This window comes from bacterium (assembly GCA_026708015.1).
In the GTDB taxonomy this organism is placed as follows: domain Bacteria; phylum Actinomycetota; class Acidimicrobiia; order Acidimicrobiales; family Bin134; genus Poriferisocius.
Window position 1 is genome coordinate 78,615 of record JAPOVT010000048.1, and the last position, 17,690, is coordinate 96,304.

Annotated in this window: 16 protein-coding genes; 8 read left to right on the forward strand and 8 right to left on the reverse strand. The window is 64.4% G+C overall.

All coding sequences use genetic code 11. The features are described from left to right. Window positions 1–51: 51 nt before the first annotated feature. On the forward strand, window positions 52–1,524 hold the full coding sequence (locus tag OXG30_11075; GenBank protein ID MCY4135435.1) for a leucyl aminopeptidase: 1,473 nt from the start codon (window positions 52–54) through the stop codon (window positions 1,522–1,524). Here the strand turns inward: OXG30_11075 and OXG30_11080 are convergent. The 4 genes from OXG30_11080 to OXG30_11095 are packed head-to-tail and all read right to left on the reverse strand — an operon-like array spanning window position 1,484 to window position 4,877. Beyond that, a complete protein-coding gene (locus OXG30_11080) occupies window positions 1,484–1,999 on the reverse strand; it encodes a hypothetical protein (protein MCY4135436.1) in 516 nt (171 codons plus the stop codon). The genes OXG30_11075 and OXG30_11080 overlap by 41 nt on opposite strands. Window positions 2,000–2,002: 3 nt before the next feature. Beyond that, on the reverse strand, window positions 2,003–3,190 hold the full coding sequence (locus OXG30_11085) for a hypothetical protein (protein ID MCY4135437.1): 1,188 nt from the start codon (window positions 3,188–3,190) through the stop codon (window positions 2,003–2,005). 52 nt (window positions 3,191–3,242) lie between these two features. Beyond that, a complete protein-coding gene (locus tag OXG30_11090; GenBank protein ID MCY4135438.1) occupies window positions 3,243–4,427 on the reverse strand; it encodes a hypothetical protein in 1,185 nt (394 codons plus the stop codon). Window positions 4,428–4,436: 9 nt separating this feature from the next. After that, window positions 4,437–4,877: a hypothetical protein gene (locus tag OXG30_11095; GenBank protein MCY4135439.1), complete on the reverse strand. Its 441-nt coding sequence runs from the start codon at window positions 4,875–4,877 to the stop codon at window positions 4,437–4,439. 107 nt (window positions 4,878–4,984) lie between these two features. On the opposite strand from OXG30_11095, the gene OXG30_11100 reads away from it, so the two are divergent. Together OXG30_11100 and moeB are read left to right on the forward strand one after the other, a co-directional pair. Further along, entirely contained in the window at window positions 4,985–5,758 is a 774-nt protein-coding gene (locus OXG30_11100) for a Sir2 family NAD-dependent protein deacetylase (protein MCY4135440.1), read from the forward strand. Window positions 5,759–5,873: 115 nt separating this feature from the next. Further along, a complete protein-coding gene (gene moeB, locus OXG30_11105; protein ID MCY4135441.1) occupies window positions 5,874–7,037 on the forward strand; it encodes a molybdopterin-synthase adenylyltransferase MoeB in 1,164 nt (387 codons plus the stop codon). A 22-nt stretch (window positions 7,038–7,059) separates the two neighbouring features. On the opposite strand, the gene OXG30_11110 is transcribed toward moeB, so the two are convergent. Genes OXG30_11110 through OXG30_11120 form a run of 3 tightly spaced genes read right to left on the reverse strand, consistent with a single transcriptional unit; the run spans window position 7,060 to window position 9,524 of the window. Beyond that, on the reverse strand, window positions 7,060–7,425 hold the full coding sequence (locus tag OXG30_11110) for a DUF2304 domain-containing protein (protein MCY4135442.1): 366 nt from the start codon (window positions 7,423–7,425) through the stop codon (window positions 7,060–7,062). Further along, the gene (locus tag OXG30_11115) at window positions 7,422–8,126 is read right to left on the reverse strand and encodes a glycosyltransferase family 2 protein (protein ID MCY4135443.1); all 705 of its coding nucleotides are present in this window, start codon (window positions 8,124–8,126) and stop codon (window positions 7,422–7,424) included. The genes OXG30_11110 and OXG30_11115 overlap by 4 nt, the downstream gene beginning before the upstream one ends. 9 nt (window positions 8,127–8,135) lie before the next feature. Next, the gene (locus OXG30_11120) at window positions 8,136–9,524 is read right to left on the reverse strand and encodes a hypothetical protein (protein MCY4135444.1); all 1,389 of its coding nucleotides are present in this window, start codon (window positions 9,522–9,524) and stop codon (window positions 8,136–8,138) included. 74 nt (window positions 9,525–9,598) lie between these two features. Here OXG30_11120 and OXG30_11125 point away from each other — a divergent pair, with 74 nt between their 5' ends. From OXG30_11125 to rfbD, 5 genes are all read left to right on the forward strand, one after another. After that, window positions 9,599–11,122, forward strand: a complete 1,524-nt coding sequence (locus tag OXG30_11125) for a hypothetical protein (GenBank protein MCY4135445.1) — start codon at window positions 9,599–9,601, stop codon at window positions 11,120–11,122. A 104-nt stretch (window positions 11,123–11,226) separates the two neighbouring features. Continuing rightward, window positions 11,227–12,333: a glucose-1-phosphate thymidylyltransferase gene (locus OXG30_11130; GenBank protein ID MCY4135446.1), complete on the forward strand. Its 1,107-nt coding sequence runs from the start codon at window positions 11,227–11,229 to the stop codon at window positions 12,331–12,333. A 5-nt stretch (window positions 12,334–12,338) separates the two neighbouring features. Beyond that, window positions 12,339–12,905 (forward strand): dTDP-4-dehydrorhamnose 3,5-epimerase, encoded by a 567-nt coding sequence (locus OXG30_11135; GenBank protein ID MCY4135447.1) that lies wholly within the window; start codon window positions 12,339–12,341, stop codon window positions 12,903–12,905. 1 nt (window position 12,906) lies between these two features. Beyond that, the gene (rfbB, locus tag OXG30_11140) at window positions 12,907–13,869 is read left to right on the forward strand and encodes a dTDP-glucose 4,6-dehydratase (protein ID MCY4135448.1); all 963 of its coding nucleotides are present in this window, start codon (window positions 12,907–12,909) and stop codon (window positions 13,867–13,869) included. A gap of 13 nt (window positions 13,870–13,882) precedes the next feature. Next, on the forward strand, window positions 13,883–14,728 hold the full coding sequence (gene rfbD / locus OXG30_11145) for a dTDP-4-dehydrorhamnose reductase (GenBank protein MCY4135449.1): 846 nt from the start codon (window positions 13,883–13,885) through the stop codon (window positions 14,726–14,728). A 67-nt stretch (window positions 14,729–14,795) separates the two neighbouring features. Here the strand turns inward: rfbD and OXG30_11150 are convergent, their stop codons facing one another. After that, a complete protein-coding gene (locus OXG30_11150; GenBank protein MCY4135450.1) occupies window positions 14,796–17,636 on the reverse strand; it encodes a SpoIID/LytB domain-containing protein in 2,841 nt (946 codons plus the stop codon). Window positions 17,637–17,690 lie beyond the last annotated feature (54 nt).

Consider the following 17,690-nt stretch of genomic DNA (forward strand, 5'->3'; position numbering starts at 1 on the left):
TTTTGATGCTGGATAACATCGCAGGGGCTTGAATCGATCTGAGGAGAACAGGTGATCGCGTTTCGAACCGGCAGGAAAATCCCGGCTCGCGCCGAGCTGCACGCGGTGGGGGTGTGCTCAGGGGGCGATGCTGAGCGGCCTGATGAGCTGGACTGGGAGGTGTTGAGCGGCCGGGGGTTCGAGGCCAAACCCGGTCAGGTGGAGATCGTGTCAGGACCAGACCGGCCCATTGCCGTGGTAGGGCTGGGACCGGCCGAGAAGATCACTACCGCGGTGATTCGCCGGGCGGCGGCATCGCTGGCCCGGTCGGCCAAGCGGGCAAAGCGAATCACAGTGTCGGTGCTCGATGCCGTGCCCGACAGCGTCGACCGCGCCGAGGCGCTGAGTGCTTTGGCCGAGGGGATGACACTGGGGGCCTACACCTACGGAGACTTCAAGTCTGAACACAAGCCCAACAAGCTGGAGAACGTGCACGTCATCGGTCCGGGGGGCCGGGAGGTGTCCGAGGCGCTGGAGCAGGGCCGACGAGTGGGCGAGGCGGTGTGCTTCGCACGTGATCTGGTGAACGAGCCCGGCGGGTCGCTCACTCCCACGCGGTTTGCGGAGATTGCCGAGGAGATTGCCGAGCGGGAGGGGCTGGAGATATCGGTGCTCGATCTGGATGCCATCCGCGAGGCGGAAATGGGCGGTCTGCTGGGGGTGAACCGGGGATCGGATCAACCGCCGCGGTTTGTGGAGGTGTCGTATGCCCCCGACGCGGAGGCCGAGTGCTTGGGGTCGGTTGCGCTGGTGGGCAAAGGGTTGACCTTCGACTCCGGCGGACTGTCGATCAAGACCGGTACCGGGATGATGACCATGAAGTGCGACATGAGCGGGGGAGCGGCAGTGCTGGGAGTGATGTCGGCCATTGCCGCAGTGGCCCCCCCGGTCAAGGTCACCGGCTACGTGCCCATGACCGACAACATGCTGGGAGGCGATGCCACCCGGCCCGGCGATGTGCTGACCATTGCCAACGGCAAGACCGTGGAGGTGCTCAACACCGATGCCGAGGGCCGCCTGGTGCTGGCCGACGCCCTGTCGCTGGCCTGCCGGGCCGAGCCCGATGCCATTGTCGATCTGGCCACTCTCACCGGGGCGTGCATGGTGGCGCTGGGCCCCAAGGTGGCCGGGCTCATGGGCAACAACACCGCGTGGACCGATCAGTTGGCCGACGCCGCCGAGCGCACCGGCGAGCGGGTATGGCGGCTGCCGCTGCCTGACGACTACAAGGCCCAGCTCGACTCCTCGGTGGCCGACATGAAGAACATCGGCGGGCCCCACGGAGGGGCGCTGACCGCCGGGCTGTTCTTGTCCAACTTCGTGGAGGAAGGCATCCCCTGGGCCCACCTGGACATAGCCGGCCCCGCGTTCACCGACACCGAGGACGGCGAGACCGCCAAAGGCGGCACCGGCTTCGGCGTTCGGATGCTCCTGGATGCCCTGGTCAACTTCGAGCCGCCCGCGGGGGCTTCGGAGGATGACTGAGCCACGCGAACACTCCATAGGCCCCTCCGGCCACGACCACTGCAAACGGGGCAAATAGCCACTGGTCGGAGTCGAATAGCTGGTCAACGGCCGTTACCGGCCACGCGGCCGCCACTAACCCGGCGGCCAGAGCCAGGATGTTCACCGCCACATGGCGCCAAGTAGCAGGCATCTCGACTGGGCCGAAGCATCCGCAGGGCATTTCCGACTCCGTGCGCACCATGGCCGCGGCCACCACTGCGAACCCGGCATAGAGCGCAGCGAGGGCAGTGGCGGGAATGACGCCCCCCACAATGAATGCGCTGACTGCTACCACGAGTTCAACCAGACCCAAGAGCCGCACAGCCCATGGGCGGTGGTAGAGCTGAAGCCGAGCCAGCGCGGCCGACGCCGGTGCGGGAGTGACTGTCTTGGCCGCGCCCGCGGCGCCCAGCAGGACCGCGGCTATCAGATAGACCGCGGCCGGATACTCCATGGGCTAGCGCGTGAAGCGGCGCAGGGCGTGGCGGCGACGCTCGGCGTTGATCGCGTCGCGCTCGTCGACGCTGAGCCGGGGGGTCTCGGGGTGGAGGCAGCCGTCGATCTCGGACATCGGCATGAGCCGCAGGGTGGGCACCGGCGCGGACTCGGCGTTGTTCCACCGGTAGGTGATGGCCCCTTGGGGGCAGCCGCCCAGGGCGATCCAGTTCTGGATGCCGGGATCCTGGTGGGAGATCACCACCCGCAGCACGCTGTCGGGGTCGAGCCGGGCTTGGGAGTCGTTCATGGTGGTGGGGAGGTTCACGTAGTCGAGGCTCTGGTACCAGGTGTCGCCTACTTGAATGTTCCAGTACAGGCAGTCGGGCGGGGTCACTTCAAAGAGCAAAGCCTCGTCGGGGCCCACCTCATACCAGCACTGCCCATAAGACTGCTTTTCGCTTCCTCCCTGGGCGCTCTGACTCACCTTGCGGGGAGGAACATGGTCGAAGGAGTTGATCTGGCCTCGATTGCGCTGATCCCCGGCGAATTCGGTCCAATACATGGGCACGGTGTTCACCTCCCGGGCCAACTCGTCGAACAGTTCGCATATCCGCACCGGATCTAGCCGGCCGGGAGGGCCGGCCGGGTCGAGGCATTCGAAGTACAGCTCGGCATGGTCCTCGGCCGCCCAGTCGGAGAAGAACTGGCGCACGAACAGCCGAGACTCGAGCGGCTCGACTTGGAACCAGTCGCCGACGTGGTCGCCGGGGTCGGGGTCGGGGCTGAAAATGATGTCGATGTGTCCGCCGCCAATGTCGGTCAGGTCGGGACTGCCGACGTCGACGAGTTGGGTGATGCGCCCTCGACCGAAGCGGTGGTCCATCAGCGATAGCCCCAAGTAGCGCAAGGTGTCGATGCGCCCGGTGAGACGGTAGGTGTGGCTCAGGTCCACCGGTGCGGTCATGTACATCGCATCGGGATTGTCCTGGCCCACCTTGAATGGGTACACCCAACCCAGCTCGGGGTGGTCGGGATCGTTATTCTCCACGATCCGGTCAAAGGCCCAAAAGAACATCCGCAGCTGATGGCGCAGGCCTTCGGCCTGCTCGGATGTATCAGTCCCGTTTTCTGGATCGAAGATGTAGTCGGCCGACTCCTTGAGGGTGTCGCAAAGCCGATTCCAAGAAGCTCTTAGGTCGTTGTCCACGGTGTATGTCTAGCCGCGGCCATTCCATCTGGGCAGCCCAAGGACATGATGCCTATCTCGTGAAGCGCCGCAGGGCGTGGCGGCGGCGCTCGGCGTTAAGGGCGGCGCGGTCGTCGGCGCTGATTTGGGGGGTGTCGGGGTGAAGGCAGCCGGCGACTTCGGACACTGAAATCAGCTTCAGCTCAGGCACCGGCGCGGAGTCGGCGTTGTTCCACCTATAAGTGAGCACTCCTTGGGGGCAGCCGCCCAGGGCGATCCAGTTCTGGATGCCGGGGTCTTGGTGGGAGACCACCACCCGCAGCACCCCGTCGGAGTCGAGGCGGGCCTGGGAGTCGTTCATGGTGGTGGGGAGGTTCACGTAGTCGAGGCTCTGGAACCAGGTGTCGCCCACTTGGATGTTCCAGTAGAGGCAGTTTGGCGGGGCCACCTCGAACAACAGGGCCTCGTCGGGGCCCACCTCAAACCAGCACCCTCCGTAGGCCTGCTGATCGCTGCCTCCCAGGCCTTCGCCGCTGTATTTCCCCTCAACGTGGGCGAATGTGTTTATCTCATCCCGGTCGCGGTAGCCCACCGCATAGTCGGTCCAAAACTTGGGGACGGTGTCGATCTCATTGGCCACCTCGCCGATCAGTGCCGCGGTGCGAACCGGGTCGAGTCGGGCGGGGGGAGCTGAGGAGTCGAGGCATTCCAAGTGGAGCTCGGCATGGCTCTCGGCGCCCCAGTCGGAGAAGAACTGGCGAACCAGCAGCCGGGCAAGCTCGGGCACAACCTGGTACCAATCGCCAACGTGGTCGCCGGGGTCGGGGTCGGGGCTGAAGACAACGTCGATGCGTCCGCCGCCGATGTCGGTGAGGTCGGGCGTGCCCACGTTCAGCCGTTGGGTTATGCCTCCTCGTCCGGAGACGAAATTCAGTATTGACAACCCCAAGTAGCGCACTGTGTCGATGCGTCCGGTGAGGCGGTACGTGAGGTTCAAATCGAGCGGCGCGGTCTGATACAGCCCATCGGGGTTGTCTTGGCCGAATTTCGCGGGATAGGTCCAGCCCAGTTCGGGGTGTTGGGGGTCGTTGTTCTCAAGGGTTCGGTCGAGCGCCAAATAGAGCATCCGAAGGTGGTGGCGCAATCCCTCAGCCTGCTCGGAGGCGTCCACTCCCAGCGCAGGGTCGAACACGTAGTCGGCCGATTCCTTTAGCGTGTCGCACAGCCGGTCCCAGGAAGCTTTCAAGTCATTGTCCACGGCGTATGTCTAGCGTCCTGCACCCAGGGCAGGGGACTTGGGCTGAGAGTAGTAGGAGGAGTGGGTGCGCTGGAGGTGGGCAGGCAGCCGTTTGAGTTGCATGTTGTTGAGCGGGGGCAGTTGGCGCCTGACGGCATACCCGGCGTGGCCCTCCGAGGCCAGCCGGAACATAACCAGGCGGTGCAGGGTGCGGTGCATTCCGCCCCGGGGTCCGGCCTTGGGGCTGATGCCCAATTGCAGCGCGATGGGGGCTACGGAGAGTTCAAACCCATCAGGCGAGCTCTCGAACTCGTGAGCCATATGGCGCAGGAGCCAGGCAGCGGTAGGGCCGATGATTCCCAACCAGAAAAGCTCCGCGTATCTGGATCGGGGATCGTGCCCGCATTCCTCGGTGACCGAGTCTCGCCAAGGCTCTATCCAAAGTGAAGAGTGCATGAAGGGGGATGTCATGGGAGGATCGTTTCTGCCAGCAGGGGCTTTGCCAGATACATGGAGGAAGATTTAGATGAATTTTGCCTACTCTCATGCAATGCTGTCAAGGGTCAGATAGGAAATTCATGCGTCAGATCGAAGAACTGGGCGAAGAGATCGAGGCGGCCCGAAATGTGCTGCGTTCCGCGAAGAGAATTGTCGTGCTCACCGGAGCAGGGATCTCTACCGACAGCGGCATTCCCGACTTCCGGGGGCCGGAGGGGCTGTGGACCAAGAACCCCGAGGCCGAGAAGACGGCCACGCTGTCGTCGTATGTGTCCGACCCCGAGCTGCGCAAGCGCAACTGGCAGCGGCTGGTCGAGGGGTCGATGTGGGAGGGCAAGGATCCCAATCCCGGACACCGGGCGCTGGTGGATCTGGAGCGTCAGGGAAGGCTGCACACGCTGATCACCCAGAACGTCGACGGCCTGCATCGGGCGGCGGGCACCTCTGAGGACCGATTGGTGGAGATCCACGGCACCACGTCCAAAGTCCGCTGCCTGGATTGCGGCGACACCGCTCCCATGGAGTACGCCTTGGAGCGGGTGAGGGCGGGGGAGGCCGACCCGCCGTGTCGCATCTGCGGCGGGATCTTGAAGTCGGCCACCATCTCCTTCGGCCAGAATCTGGTGATGGCCGATCTGCACCGCTCGGAACAGGCCGCCATGGCCTGCGACAGTTTGCTGGCGGTTGGTTCCACCCTCACCGTGTACCCGATCGCCAACGTGGTGCCCATTGCCCATCAGGCCGGTTCCCCGGTGGTGATAGTGAACGCCGAGCCCACTCCCTTCGACGGATTGGCCGCCGCAGTGGTGCCGGCCTCGATAAGCGAGGCGCTGCCGCTGATCGTTGCCCAATGAACCGGCCCGGGGATTAGTTCAGGATTGGTAAAATCGGACTAACTCGGTAGGATTTGTAGGGAATTCTCCCCGACGCCTGAACCGATGTCCCGCCACGATCGAGGTGATTTTGGCCATGTCCACATTCAGAGATTTGTTAAAAGAGGCCAAAGCCGTGATCCGGGAGGCCGATCCCTCGGGCGCGGAGGCGATGCTGGCTGAGGGCGCGGTGCTCCTTGACGTTCGAGAGCCTGACGAGTACGAGCAAGGGGCGATACCCGGCTCGGTCCACATCCCCCGGGGCAACCTCGAGCCCAACGTGGAGAACCGGCTGTCCGACAAGGATGCCCCGGTGGTGGTCATGTGCGCGGGCGGCGTTCGCTCTGCGTTCGCGGCCCAGACCCTTCAGGAGATGGGCTACGGCGACGTGGTGTCGATGGACGGCGGATTCAACCAGTGGAAAGACGAGGGCCGGGACTGGGCCCTGCCAGTGTCGCTGACCCCCGACCAGCGCAACCGGTACCACCGCCATTTGCTGCTGCCCGAGGTAGGCACCGAGGGCCAGATCAAGCTTCTGGATGCCAAGGTCCTCTGCCTGGGTGCCGGAGGGCTGGGCTCTCCCGCCGCCCTGTACTTGGCCGCCGCCGGAGTGGGCACCGTGGGCATCGTGGACATGGACGTGGTGGACGCCTCCAATCTCCAGCGCCAGATTCTCCACAACCTCGACCGGGTGGGGGATCGCAAGGTGGACTCGGCCAAGAAGACACTCAACGCCTTGAACCCCGACGTGAACGTGGTGACCTACGACGTGCGGCTGGGGGCCGACAACATCGTCGACATCATCAAGGACTACGACGTGATAGTGGACGGCGCCGACAATTTCCCGGTGCGCTACATGCTCAACGACGCCTCGGTGAAGCTGGGCATCCCCGTGGTCCACGGTTCGATCTTCCGGTTCGAAGGCCAGGTCACGGTGTTCGATCCCCGCAACGGCCCCACCTACCGGGACATGATCCCCGAGCCACCCCCCGCTGAGATGGCCCCGAGCTGCGCCGAGGCCGGTGTGCTGGGAGTGCTTCCGGGCATCGTGGGTTCGATCCAGGCCTTGGAGGCCATCAAGTTGATCTTGGGCCACGGAGACACCCTGGTAGGGCGGCTGCTGGCCTTCGACGCCAGCGAGATGTCGTTCCGGGAGTACAAGCTGCGGCCCGATCCGGATCAGCCCGTCACCTGGGAGAACCGGGACAAGATCCAGGTTGTCGAACTCGACGGGCTCTGTGCCCCCGCCCCGCTGGGCTAGACGATTGGCTTAGTCCTTTGGACTAGTCCTCAGAGCGGGCGTCCTTTCGCTGCTCTTCGAGTTCACGGCGCAGGAGCGCCACCTCTTCCATGAGGATCTGAATGCGCTGCTCGGTGCGGCTGAGCTCCCAGGAGTACTGCACCAGTACAATCAGCACGAATCCCAAGGCAGCCATGAACACCAGCGACGGCGTGTAGTCCACTCCCAGCCAGCCCCCCACGGTGTCGGCCACATCGGGGGCCGCGGCTAGCAGCAGCATCAGTGCCGAGGTGATCATCCACAGCAGCCCGTACTTGGAGACCATCCCGCCCCGGCGCTGGAGCTTGAGGATGATGGCCACCACGACGGCGGCTAACAGGGCAGAAACGATTCGGGCGGTGAGGCTCATGATCGACCTCCGATGAAGACAGCGAGCAGGGTTCGGGCGTAGTGGAAGACCAGGGTGGCCCCCTGGGTCGATGGCTGGCCCCCTTGGCGGGGGGCCATGGCCACCGGCACTTCTTGGATGGCCAGCCCGGCGCGGGCGGCGATCGACAGGCCGAGCAGGTTGTCTAGGTATCCCGCCGGAAGCTGCTGGGAGAACAGCTCCACGCAGGGCCTCGACATGGCCCAAAACCCCGATGTGGGGTCGGTGAGCGCCACGCCGCGGCGATGGCGGAGAACTTGGCTGACCAGGCGCATGGCCGCCCGCCGGATTCGGGACACCGGGTAGGGAGCGGCGCAGTCGGAGTGGAATCGGCTGCCCAGCACCAGATCGGCTCCCGAGCGGGAGGCAGCCAGCAGAGTGGGAATATCGGCGGCGGCGTGCTGGCCGTCGGCGTCCAGCACCAGGGCATGGTCCCACTGGCGGCGGGCGGCGTAGCGGAAGCCCAGCCGAAGGGCGGCCCCGTAGCCCAGGTTCACCGGCAGCCTCAGGACGGTGGCCCCGGCGGTGGTGGCCTTCTCGGCAGTGTCATCGGCCGAGCCGTCGTCCACCACCACGACCTCCATTGGTCCGGAGCAGGACCGCTGCAAGTCGGAGATCACTGCTCCCACGGTGTCCTCCTCGTTGAAGGCGGGGATAACAACGATGAGTCGGGGAGCGGCCACGGTCACAGCCTAGGAAGCAACGCCGGCAAGCGCTGCTCCCGCGGTGGCCAGCACCACCGCGGTGAGACCCCAGCGGATGATGCGGTTGTCCAAGACCGGGACGAAGGCGGCCACCGCGAAGGGCAGAAGGGAGAGCCCGTAGCGGGGATTGGTGTCGAAGTAGATCCCCAGCGACAGATAGCTGGCGACCATGGTCACCACTCCGGTGGCCACCATGCCGACGGCCGCGGCGGCGGCTAGGGCTCGATGGTTCGATCCTTTGGCCGCGAACAGCGCGACCGCACCCAACCCTGCGATGACCAGCAGGTTCAGGAGGCCTCCCAGGGGCTCGAGCAGGCTTCGGGGGAGGGTGTCGGGCACGAAGGGATTGCGAAGCGGGCTGAGGGTGGAGAAGAGCTCGTCGCCCAGGCGGTCCCATTGGAAGCCGTCAACCTGGTAGATGGCGTTGGTGGGCAGCTGCTCCGCATCGATGTGGCCTCGGGCGTCCTGTACTGCCGACCAGGTGATGATCGAAGCCACCGTCACGATGACCGCGGCACCGGTCACCATCGACCAACGGCGGATCTTGTGTGGGGTCAGGTCGTCTCGGCGCTGCCAGCCCCGCACCGCCAGGTAGACCACGGCCGCACCTACCGCCACTGAGTTGGTGAACTTGAGCCACACTGCCACCAGGGCGGCCAGTGGCAGCAGCCAGCTCGGTGCCCGTCCGCCCTCCCACCGCAAGGCGGCGGCCAACACTAGGGCCCCGCCCAACAGAGCGGTGGTGTCGGGATTGATGATCGACGACTCGTGGAGCACGGTGGGCGACACCACCAGCCAGCCGATCAACAGCGCCTTGATCCAGCTCGAGGCCCCGAGGCTGCCCAGCACGTACCACAGCACCACCGCCGCGGCCCCCAGCCACAGGATCCCCACCAGGCGGGCGCCGGTGATGGGGCTGTCGACGCCGGGCACGGCCTCAATGGCCTCTCCGCCCAGCGCGGTGGCGGTGTAGTACACCGGCGGATGGGGTGAGGCGGTGTTGAGACCGGAGTTGGGGAACTGGTCGGGGCTCAACAGGAGCGACCCGCACGGGGGCAATTGCACCTGGATGATGCTGGCCGGGCTCAGCTGGGGGACTCCCCGCTCACCAGTGAGGTGGAGCCAGTCGTTGAGGGCGTCGATGGACAGCCGCAGCGGGTAGTCGATTCCCCGGCAGGCGGCCTCCTCCATGGTTTCCTGATCGATGGTGTCGCCGTGTCGGGGCGCATGGAACGGCGACTTAAGGGCGTAGTCGGCATGCTGGAGCTCGTCGATGTGCGACAGGGCCGGATGGTCCCGCACATGCAGCCCCACCAGCACCGCCACGGCGACCAGCACCGCAGCAAATACGACGTGATCGCGATGCCTTGCCGACACCCGTTCAGAGTAGACCCTCGGGACCTTTTCCAATGACCGGACAATAGGCAGCAGCTGTGCTACGCCTTGTCGCAATGAATGAGCCGGTGGCGTCTCACATTCGTTGGATGCAGAGATTCAGGTTGAGTTGGAAGGTTGATCTGGTCGTACTGGTGGGCATCCTTGTCTTGGTTGTGGGGCTAGTGGCGTTGCAGGTGAGGGATCATCCGCAGCTCTCACCGATTGATGAACTTCAACACTTCGACTACACGTTGAAGTCACCGTCTGCTGGCGTGCGAGTTGGCGAGATGTTTGGAACAGAGGCAATGAAGGCGGTGGCCTGCCGCGGCATAGATCATCATGGGTGGGAAGCTGGGTCCCCCTATCTTCCAGAGTGCGGCGACATTCGTCCCGATCCAGGCCTGTCTCCTGGACATGGCTTCAATACGGCCTACCAGCATCCGCCCCCGTACTACACGCTGACAGCCCTGATTGGGGAGGTGGTGTTGCTACTGCCCGGTGACGAGAGCTCGCTGGTGGCATATCGGTTGGTGGGTGCGCTGTGGCTGGCTTCCGGACTGGCGTTGATCTGGTATGCGCTGGGCTTGGTAGGAGCAAGCACAGCGGGTCGAGCCTCGGTAGTGGGGTTGTTGGGGGTATCGCCGGTAGTGGTTCATGCTTCGGCCTTTGTCAATCCTGATGCCGTCGCATTGCTGGGCGGCGGTTTGTTGTTGCTGGCGTTGTTGAAGTGGGAGTCGGGGAGTTGGCCATGGTGGTCGGTTGCGGTCGCGTCGGCGGCTGCCGTATGGCTCAAATTAACCAACGCATTTGCCGTAGGCGTTGTGGTGCTGTACCTGTCATTTCGGATTTGGCAGGAATGGGACAAGCGACACTTGCCTCAGGCGAAGGCAGCGAGGCGCGAGCGTTTGCTAGCGGCCTCCGTATCTGCCCTTCTGGCCCTTGCTTCGGTCTTGTTCTGGCGGTTTTGGCAGGAGAATCGAGGGTTGAGCGAAGAAGAGGACCTTCCCGTATTCGCCGACCTGCGATTCGACAGCTTTCAATGGGCGCTGCTCGACGACCAGCTGAGAGCGGCAGTCACGCCGTTTCGTGACCAATGGGTCCCTGGTGTCCTTCCCCGCGACCTGCTAGTACCGCTTGCTGGAATAGCTGATGTCGGGCTGCTCGCGTTGTTGGGGGCAGCGCTGGCATTCACTGCGGCCAGGTCCGCCTACAGGGCTCTGGTAGGCGGTGTATTCGGGGCCATGGTGGGGATTGGGATACTGACGATGATCTCGTTCCATTTGGCATTGGGGCTTCATGCGGTCACACCCGGAAGATATGGGCTGGCGGTATTGCCGTTCGCGGCAGTGGGGATCGCGCCGGTTTTGCGCCGCAACGTTCTTGTCCGGATGCTGATAGGAGCGTTGGCTTGTACCACAGCGGCGGTGATGCTCTACGGCGTTTTGTTCTTCAGCCCCAAACCTGGCGCGCCAGAGAGCGAACCGGTTGACGGTCTCCTTCCCCGCGATGAATTGATTTCTGAACAAGAAGATCTTCTAAATGCCTATCGCTGCCAGCTTGGCGTCGATATCCACTTGGTTCCGGGTGGGTGTCCATAGATATCTGATCTGTCTGACCAGATGCCACCGTAGACAGGGCCTTTAGTTGGTATCGGTATACGGGTGAAGATGAGGGCGCAGCAGCGCCGTACACTGGCGGGCGCATGAAAGGGTTGATCTTGTCGGGAGGAGAAGGGACGCGGCTGCGCCCGCTTACCCACACCCGGGCCAAGCAGTTGGTGCCTATCGCCAACAAGGCGGTGTTGTTCTACGGCATCGAGGACATGGCCGCCGCGGGGATCACCGACATCGCCATCGTGGTGGGCGACACCCATCAGGAGATTCGGGATGCGGTGGGCGACGGTTCAAGCTTCGGAGTGAGCGTGACCTACATCCGTCAGGAGGCTCCACTCGGCTTGGCCCACTGCGTGCTCATAGCCCGGGACTTCTTGGGCGACGACTGCTTTGTCATGTACTTGGGCGACAACATGCTGGAGCAGGGCCTGGCTGAATTCGTCGAGAGGTTCGAGAAGTCCAGGGAGCAGAGTTCCAGCGAACGGGGCGATTCCGGTACCGACCCCTGTCGAGCGCAGATCCTGCTGACCCCGGTGGAGAACCCTTCGTCGTTCGGAGTGGCTGAACTCAATCCCGATGGCGACGTGGTGAACCTGGTGGAAAAGCCCACCGATCCGCCCTCCAACTTGGCCTTGGTGGGTGTATACATCTTCGACTCCTGTATCCATGGCGCGGTGGCGGCCATCGAGCCTTCGGCCCGGGGCGAGTTGGAGATTACCGATGCCATCTTCTGGCTGATTCAGAACGGCTACCGGGTGAGCCATCAGCTGTTGGACGGATGGTGGATCGACACCGGCAAGAAGGATCCGCTGCTGGCATGCAATCGACTGGTGCTTGACACCGTGGCTCGCCGGGTGGACGGAGCGGTGGACGATGCCTCAAGGGTTGAAGGGCGGGTGGTGGTTTCAGAAGGGGCCAAGATCGTCAATTCCACCGTGCGGGGACCGGCGGTGATCGGGGCCAACACCCGGATCGAGAACACGTTCATCGGGCCCTACACCTCCATCGGCGACGAGTGCGTGGTGGTCGACGCCGAATTGGACCACTCGGTGGTGCTTGAGGGCTGCCGCATCGATGGAATCGGCCGGATCACCGACTCCCTGATCGGCCAGCACGTGCAGTTGACCCAATCACCTGAGCGTCCTCAGGCATCTCGGCTCATGCTGGGCGACCATTCCCATCTGGAGCTGGGATAGCAGAAGTGGCCGCGGTAAGTCCTTGCGAGGCGATTGCGGGCGCATTCATTGTGTCCCCCGACATCCACGGAGATGAGCGGGGCGTATTTGTGGAGACCTACCGGCGGGAGTGGATTCCCGGCGTCCGGGAGATGATCCAGGCCAACCGGGGAGACCGGCGGTCCGGCTCGGTAGTGGGCTTGCACTATCACCTCCATCAGGCCGACTACTGGTACGTGCCGGTGGGACAGGCCCGGGTGGTGCTGCACGATCTTCGATCGGGTTCGCCCACCGACGGGCAGACCGTGGCGCTTCCCCTGGGCACCGAACCGGACGGAGTCAATCACCACCGAGGGGTGTATATACCGCCGGGGGTGGCGCATGGGTTTGCCGCTCTGTCGGACATGACCATTACCTACTTGGTTGACGGCTACTACAACCCGGCCGACGAGTTGGGGGTGGCGTGGGACGACCCGGAGATTGGCGCCGATTGGGGGGTGGACAGCCCCATCCTCTCGGTTCGCGACCAGTCGAACCCCCGCCGCTCGGAAATCCCCGACCACTTGATCCCCCGGTTCGGCCCTCAGCTGTGACATGAAACTGCTGATCACCGGGGGCGCCGGATTCATCGGGTCGAACTATGTGCGGTGGCTGCTGGCCTATAGCGACGACTCGGTGGTGGTGTACGACGCCCTCACCTATGCCGGCAACCGCGACAACCTGAGGGATTTCGAAGACGATCCCCGCTTTGAGTTCATCTACGGCGACGTGTGCGACCGCGACGGGGTAGTCGAGGCCATGGAGCGCTGCGATGCGGTGGTCCACTTTGCTGCCGAGAGCCATGTGGACCGTTCCATCGTGGGCCCCGATGCCTTCGTGCGCACGAACTGCGATGGCACGAACGTGGTGTGCGACACGGCCCGGCGGCTGGAAGTGGGCAAGCTGGTGCAGGTTTCCACCGACGAGGTGTACGGGTCGATCGACGAGGGCTCCTTCGCCGAGACCGACCGGCTGGAACCCCGTTCGCCCTACTCGGCGTCCAAGGCCGGGGCCGACTTGATCGCGCTGGCCCATGGGGAGACCTTTGGCCTGCCGGTGGCCATCACTCGAACCACAAACAACTTCGGGCCCTATCAGCACCCCGAAAAGCTGATCCCCCTGTTCACCACCAACCTCCTCGACGGGCTGGCGGTGCCCCTGTACGGCGACGGTTTGAACGTGCGTGACTGGTGCCATGTAGACGACAACTGTGCGGCCATCGACTTGGTGCTGCGCCAGGGTTTATCGGGAGAGATCTACAACATCGCCGGAGGCAACGAGCTCACCAACCGGGACCTGACCGAACGGCTGCTGGAGTTGTGCGGTCGGGACGAATCGTTCATCCGCTACGTGGACGACCGCCTGGGCCACGACCGACGCTACTCGGTGGATGCGACCAAAATCGGCAGCCTGGGGTGGTTGCCAACCCGGGAGATGGATGAGGCTTTGGCCGCCACCGTGGAGTGGTACCGGGACAACCGCTGGTGGTGGGCGCCGCTCAAGCAAGCGGCGACATGAGGGCCGCGGGGCTGTGAAGGTTCTGGTCACCGGGGCGGCCGGACAGCTCGGCTGTGACGTGGCGGCGCAGTTCGCCGATTCCGGCCATGACGTCATTGCTGCTCGCCGCCGAGAACTGGATGTCTCCCGGCGAGAACAGGTGCTCGGTGTGGTGGGTTCTGTCCAGCCCGATGTTCTAGTCAACTGTGCGGCCTATACGGCGGTGGACGCTTGCGAGACCGATGCTGAGCGGGCCTATGAGGTCAACGCATTGGCGGTGCGCCACCTGGCCGAGGCGGCCTACCGGTTTGATGCCCACCTGTGCCACGTTTCCACCGACTACGTGTTCTCCGGCGACAAAGCCGAGCCCTACCACGAATGGGACCAGCCCGATCCCCGGTCGGTTTATGGCGCCAGCAAGCTGGCCGGCGAGCAGGAGGTAGGCGAAGCTGCCACCGTGGTGCGGACCTCGTGGCTGTGCGGTCGCCACGGCGCCAATGTGGTGGCCACCGTGTTGCGGCTGGCTGCCGAAGGCGGGCCGCTCCGATTCGTAAACGACCAGCGGGGCTCGCCGTCGTTCACTCCTGATGTGGCCATCATGATCGAGCGGCTGTGCGTTGACCGATCTCCGGGGCTGTATCACGTGACCAATCGGGGAGAGGCGTCTTGGTATGAGTTCGCCCGGGAGGTCATGGTCGCCGCAGGCCATGACCCCGACCGGGTAGAGCCCATCACCACGGCTGAACTCGATCCGCCTCGTCTGGCCCCCCGACCGGCGAACTCGGTGCTGGAGAACCGGGCGCTGGGTTTGACCGGCTTGGACCAGCCCCCTGACTACCGGGAGTCGCTGCATCGCTTGGTGGCCGATCTGCGGGGCTGATCAGTGGATGTTTAGGGCTGACCTCGACGGCGGAGCTGGCTCTGACAACGCGACATCCGCCCCCCGGTCAGATGGTGGCCGACCGGCGAATGGCCTCGCAATCGTCCACTTCCTCTTGCTCTGACTCGCCGAAGGTTTCAGGCACGCGGCGGCAGTGTGAGAAGAACAGGAGTTCGAAGTTGTCGGAGAACTGGCTTTCTAGGTGCTCGAGGGCCCGCTGGCGGGCCACGGCCACCCGGCGGGTGGTGGGCAGGGAGCACACGTCGGCGATTCCGTTGTCGTCGCTGTCGAAGGCGTAGGTGGTTGGACCGCCGAGGCTGAAGTTGAGGCAGAAGTCCGGACCGTCGATGGCTCCCGAGTAGAACATCTCGTCATCGGCGGTCATCGGTGATCCGTTGTTGTCGGCTGGCTCTGTCTCCGGGCCGGGGCTGGTTGGCGGGACCGGGGCCGTGGACGGGTTAGCCTGGACATCCCGGTACTGGGCGCACTCGTCTACCGCCTCTTGCTCTGGCTCGCCGAACGTAGCGGACAGGAGCGAGCGGCACTCCTCGGCTAGGCGGTCGGCAAAGACTTGCCGGGCATCTCCAAAGTCCTTCAAATCCTGCAAGGCGTTCTGGCGGGCTACGGCCACCCGGCGGGTGGTGGGCAGGGAGCACACGTCGGCGATTCCGTTGTCGTCGCTGTCGAAGGCGTAGGTGGTTGGACCGCCGAGGCTGAAGTTGAGGCAGAAGTCCGGGCCGTCGATGACTCCGGAGTAGAACACATCGTCGGCCGGGGTTATGTCCCCGGGGTCCCCCGGATCGTCTGGCGTGGTGGTGACGGTGGCCAGAGGAACGGTGAAGCTGAAGAGGGTGGACAAGAGCTGGTTCTGTCCGCTCTCTCGGGCCGCAGTATTGATCCGGGCCTGAAGTCGGTTGCCGGTGACGGTGACAGTACGAGAGGTGCCGATGATCCGGATTTGGGCCTTGTCCAACCGTCCCGATCCGCCAATGCCACCCACGGTCTCCATGCTGATGAGCTGCCCCACTGCGGTATCGGAATGGTCGTTCAACCACCGGTTGAGGTCGGCAACTGAATAGGAGCGCGTCCATGAGGTGTAGGGGTTGCCGTCTTGGCTGTCGAAGGGGTCGGGTTTGGCTGACAGGTAGGGGAGATCAGTGGAGAACACATACCCACTGCGCTCGGTGTGGCCGCCGTTGGACGCCGAATAGAACGCTCGAATGGGGGCACCGCCGTGCTGCAATATCTGCCCCTCGGTGTTCTCCACGGCTTGGAGCCAGGTAGCGGCGTCGGCGTGCTTCTCGCGGAGGTCTCCCACAAATGCCTGGTCCCAAACCGTGGCGTACAGGTCGAAGGGCCGGTTCCACGAGCCAGAGGCCCGCCGCTCCCGAAGGGTGGCGCTGGCGTAGCTTCGGGCGGCAATGGCCTGGGCCTCGTGAATTGGCAGCGGCCAGTTCATGGGCGTCTCGGCGATGCCCCGGAGATACTTCTCCATAGGAAGGGAATCGAGGATCACATAGAAGGTTCCGGGGTCTCCTCCGGCGGGTACCAGGTTGATGCGGCCGTGGGAGTAGGAGTGGCCGGTGTTGGACACCCTTACCGAAGTGCCGGTGGCGAAGTGGAGTTGGGCCGTCTGCCCAGAACAGCCGTTGCCGCACACATCGGTGCCGTTGACGGTAAAATGCCAGTGGCCGACGTGGCGGGTGACGGTCACTGAGGTGCCCGCGGGTACCCGGATTTCGCCTTGGCCGTCGACAGTGATGCGATTTGCCCCTTGGGGGGTCAGCCTGGTGCTGGTGGTGGTGCTCAGGTGGACGCGGATGGCGTCTTCGGGATGCACCGGCTGCGGTGGGGTCTCGATCACCGGCTCGGGATTCGTTGGGGGTGTGCCCACTGATGTGGTGGGAAGGGCGCTGTGGGGGTCGCTGAAGAACTTCTCGATGGTCAAGGAGTCCACGACGACCAGGAAACGGCTCGGGTCTCCGGCAACGGCGATGAGGTTGATGCGGCCGTGGGAGTAGGAGCGGCCGGTGGTGGATGCGGCCACTGCGGTGTCGGTGCCGAAATGGAGTTGGACCGTCTGCCCGGCACAGCCGTTGCCGCAAAGGTCAACATTGCCGTAACGGATGCGCCAGCGGCCGCCGACTCGGGAGATGGCGATAGGGGTTCCGGCTGGGGCCCGGACCGCTTCGAGGCCGCTGTGAGTGATGTTCTGGTCGTCAATGGTGATCCGGTTAAGCCCCTCGGGGGTGAGGGTGGTCGCCTCGGCGTTGGCCAGCAATACCTGTATCCATTCTGCTGCTGTGTCGCTGATTGGGGCTGGCCCGCCGGGGTCGTTGTGGGGATCGTCGAGGAACTCCTCGACAGTGAGCGAGTCGAGGGTGATGTGGAACCGGCTCGGGTCTCCGGCGACGGCGATGAGGTTGATGCGGCCGTGGGAGTAGGAGCGGCCGGTGGTGGATATGGACACGGCGGTGTCGGTAGCGAAGTGGAGTTGGGCGGTTTGTCCGATACAGCCGTTGGGGCATATGTCGGTCCCGTTGTAGGTGATGTGCCAGCGACCTTGGTGGCGGGTGAAGGTGATGGGGGTTCCGGCCAGGGGACGGGCTGCATCCTGGCCACCGACTGGGATGTTCTGGTTTTCAACGGTAATCCGGTTGATCCCTTCGGGGGTAAGGGTGGTGGTGTCGGTGGTGGCCAGCAACACCTGGGCCGCGTCCTCAGGAGACGTGGGCGTCGCGGCTGGGCTCGGTACGGGGGTTGAGGTTGTGGGAGTGGGCGCTGGTCCCGGGTCGTCGGCCGGGCGACCGTAGTTCTCCACCAACTGGGTGTTCTCGTAGTAGAAGCTCAGGATTGCTGAGGCACTCTGTCCGGCCTGGGCTCGGGCGAGGCCTCCCCACTGGCTCATTCCCACTCCGTGACCCCAGCCGCTTCCACTGAAGGTGGCAGTGGCCGAAGGGTC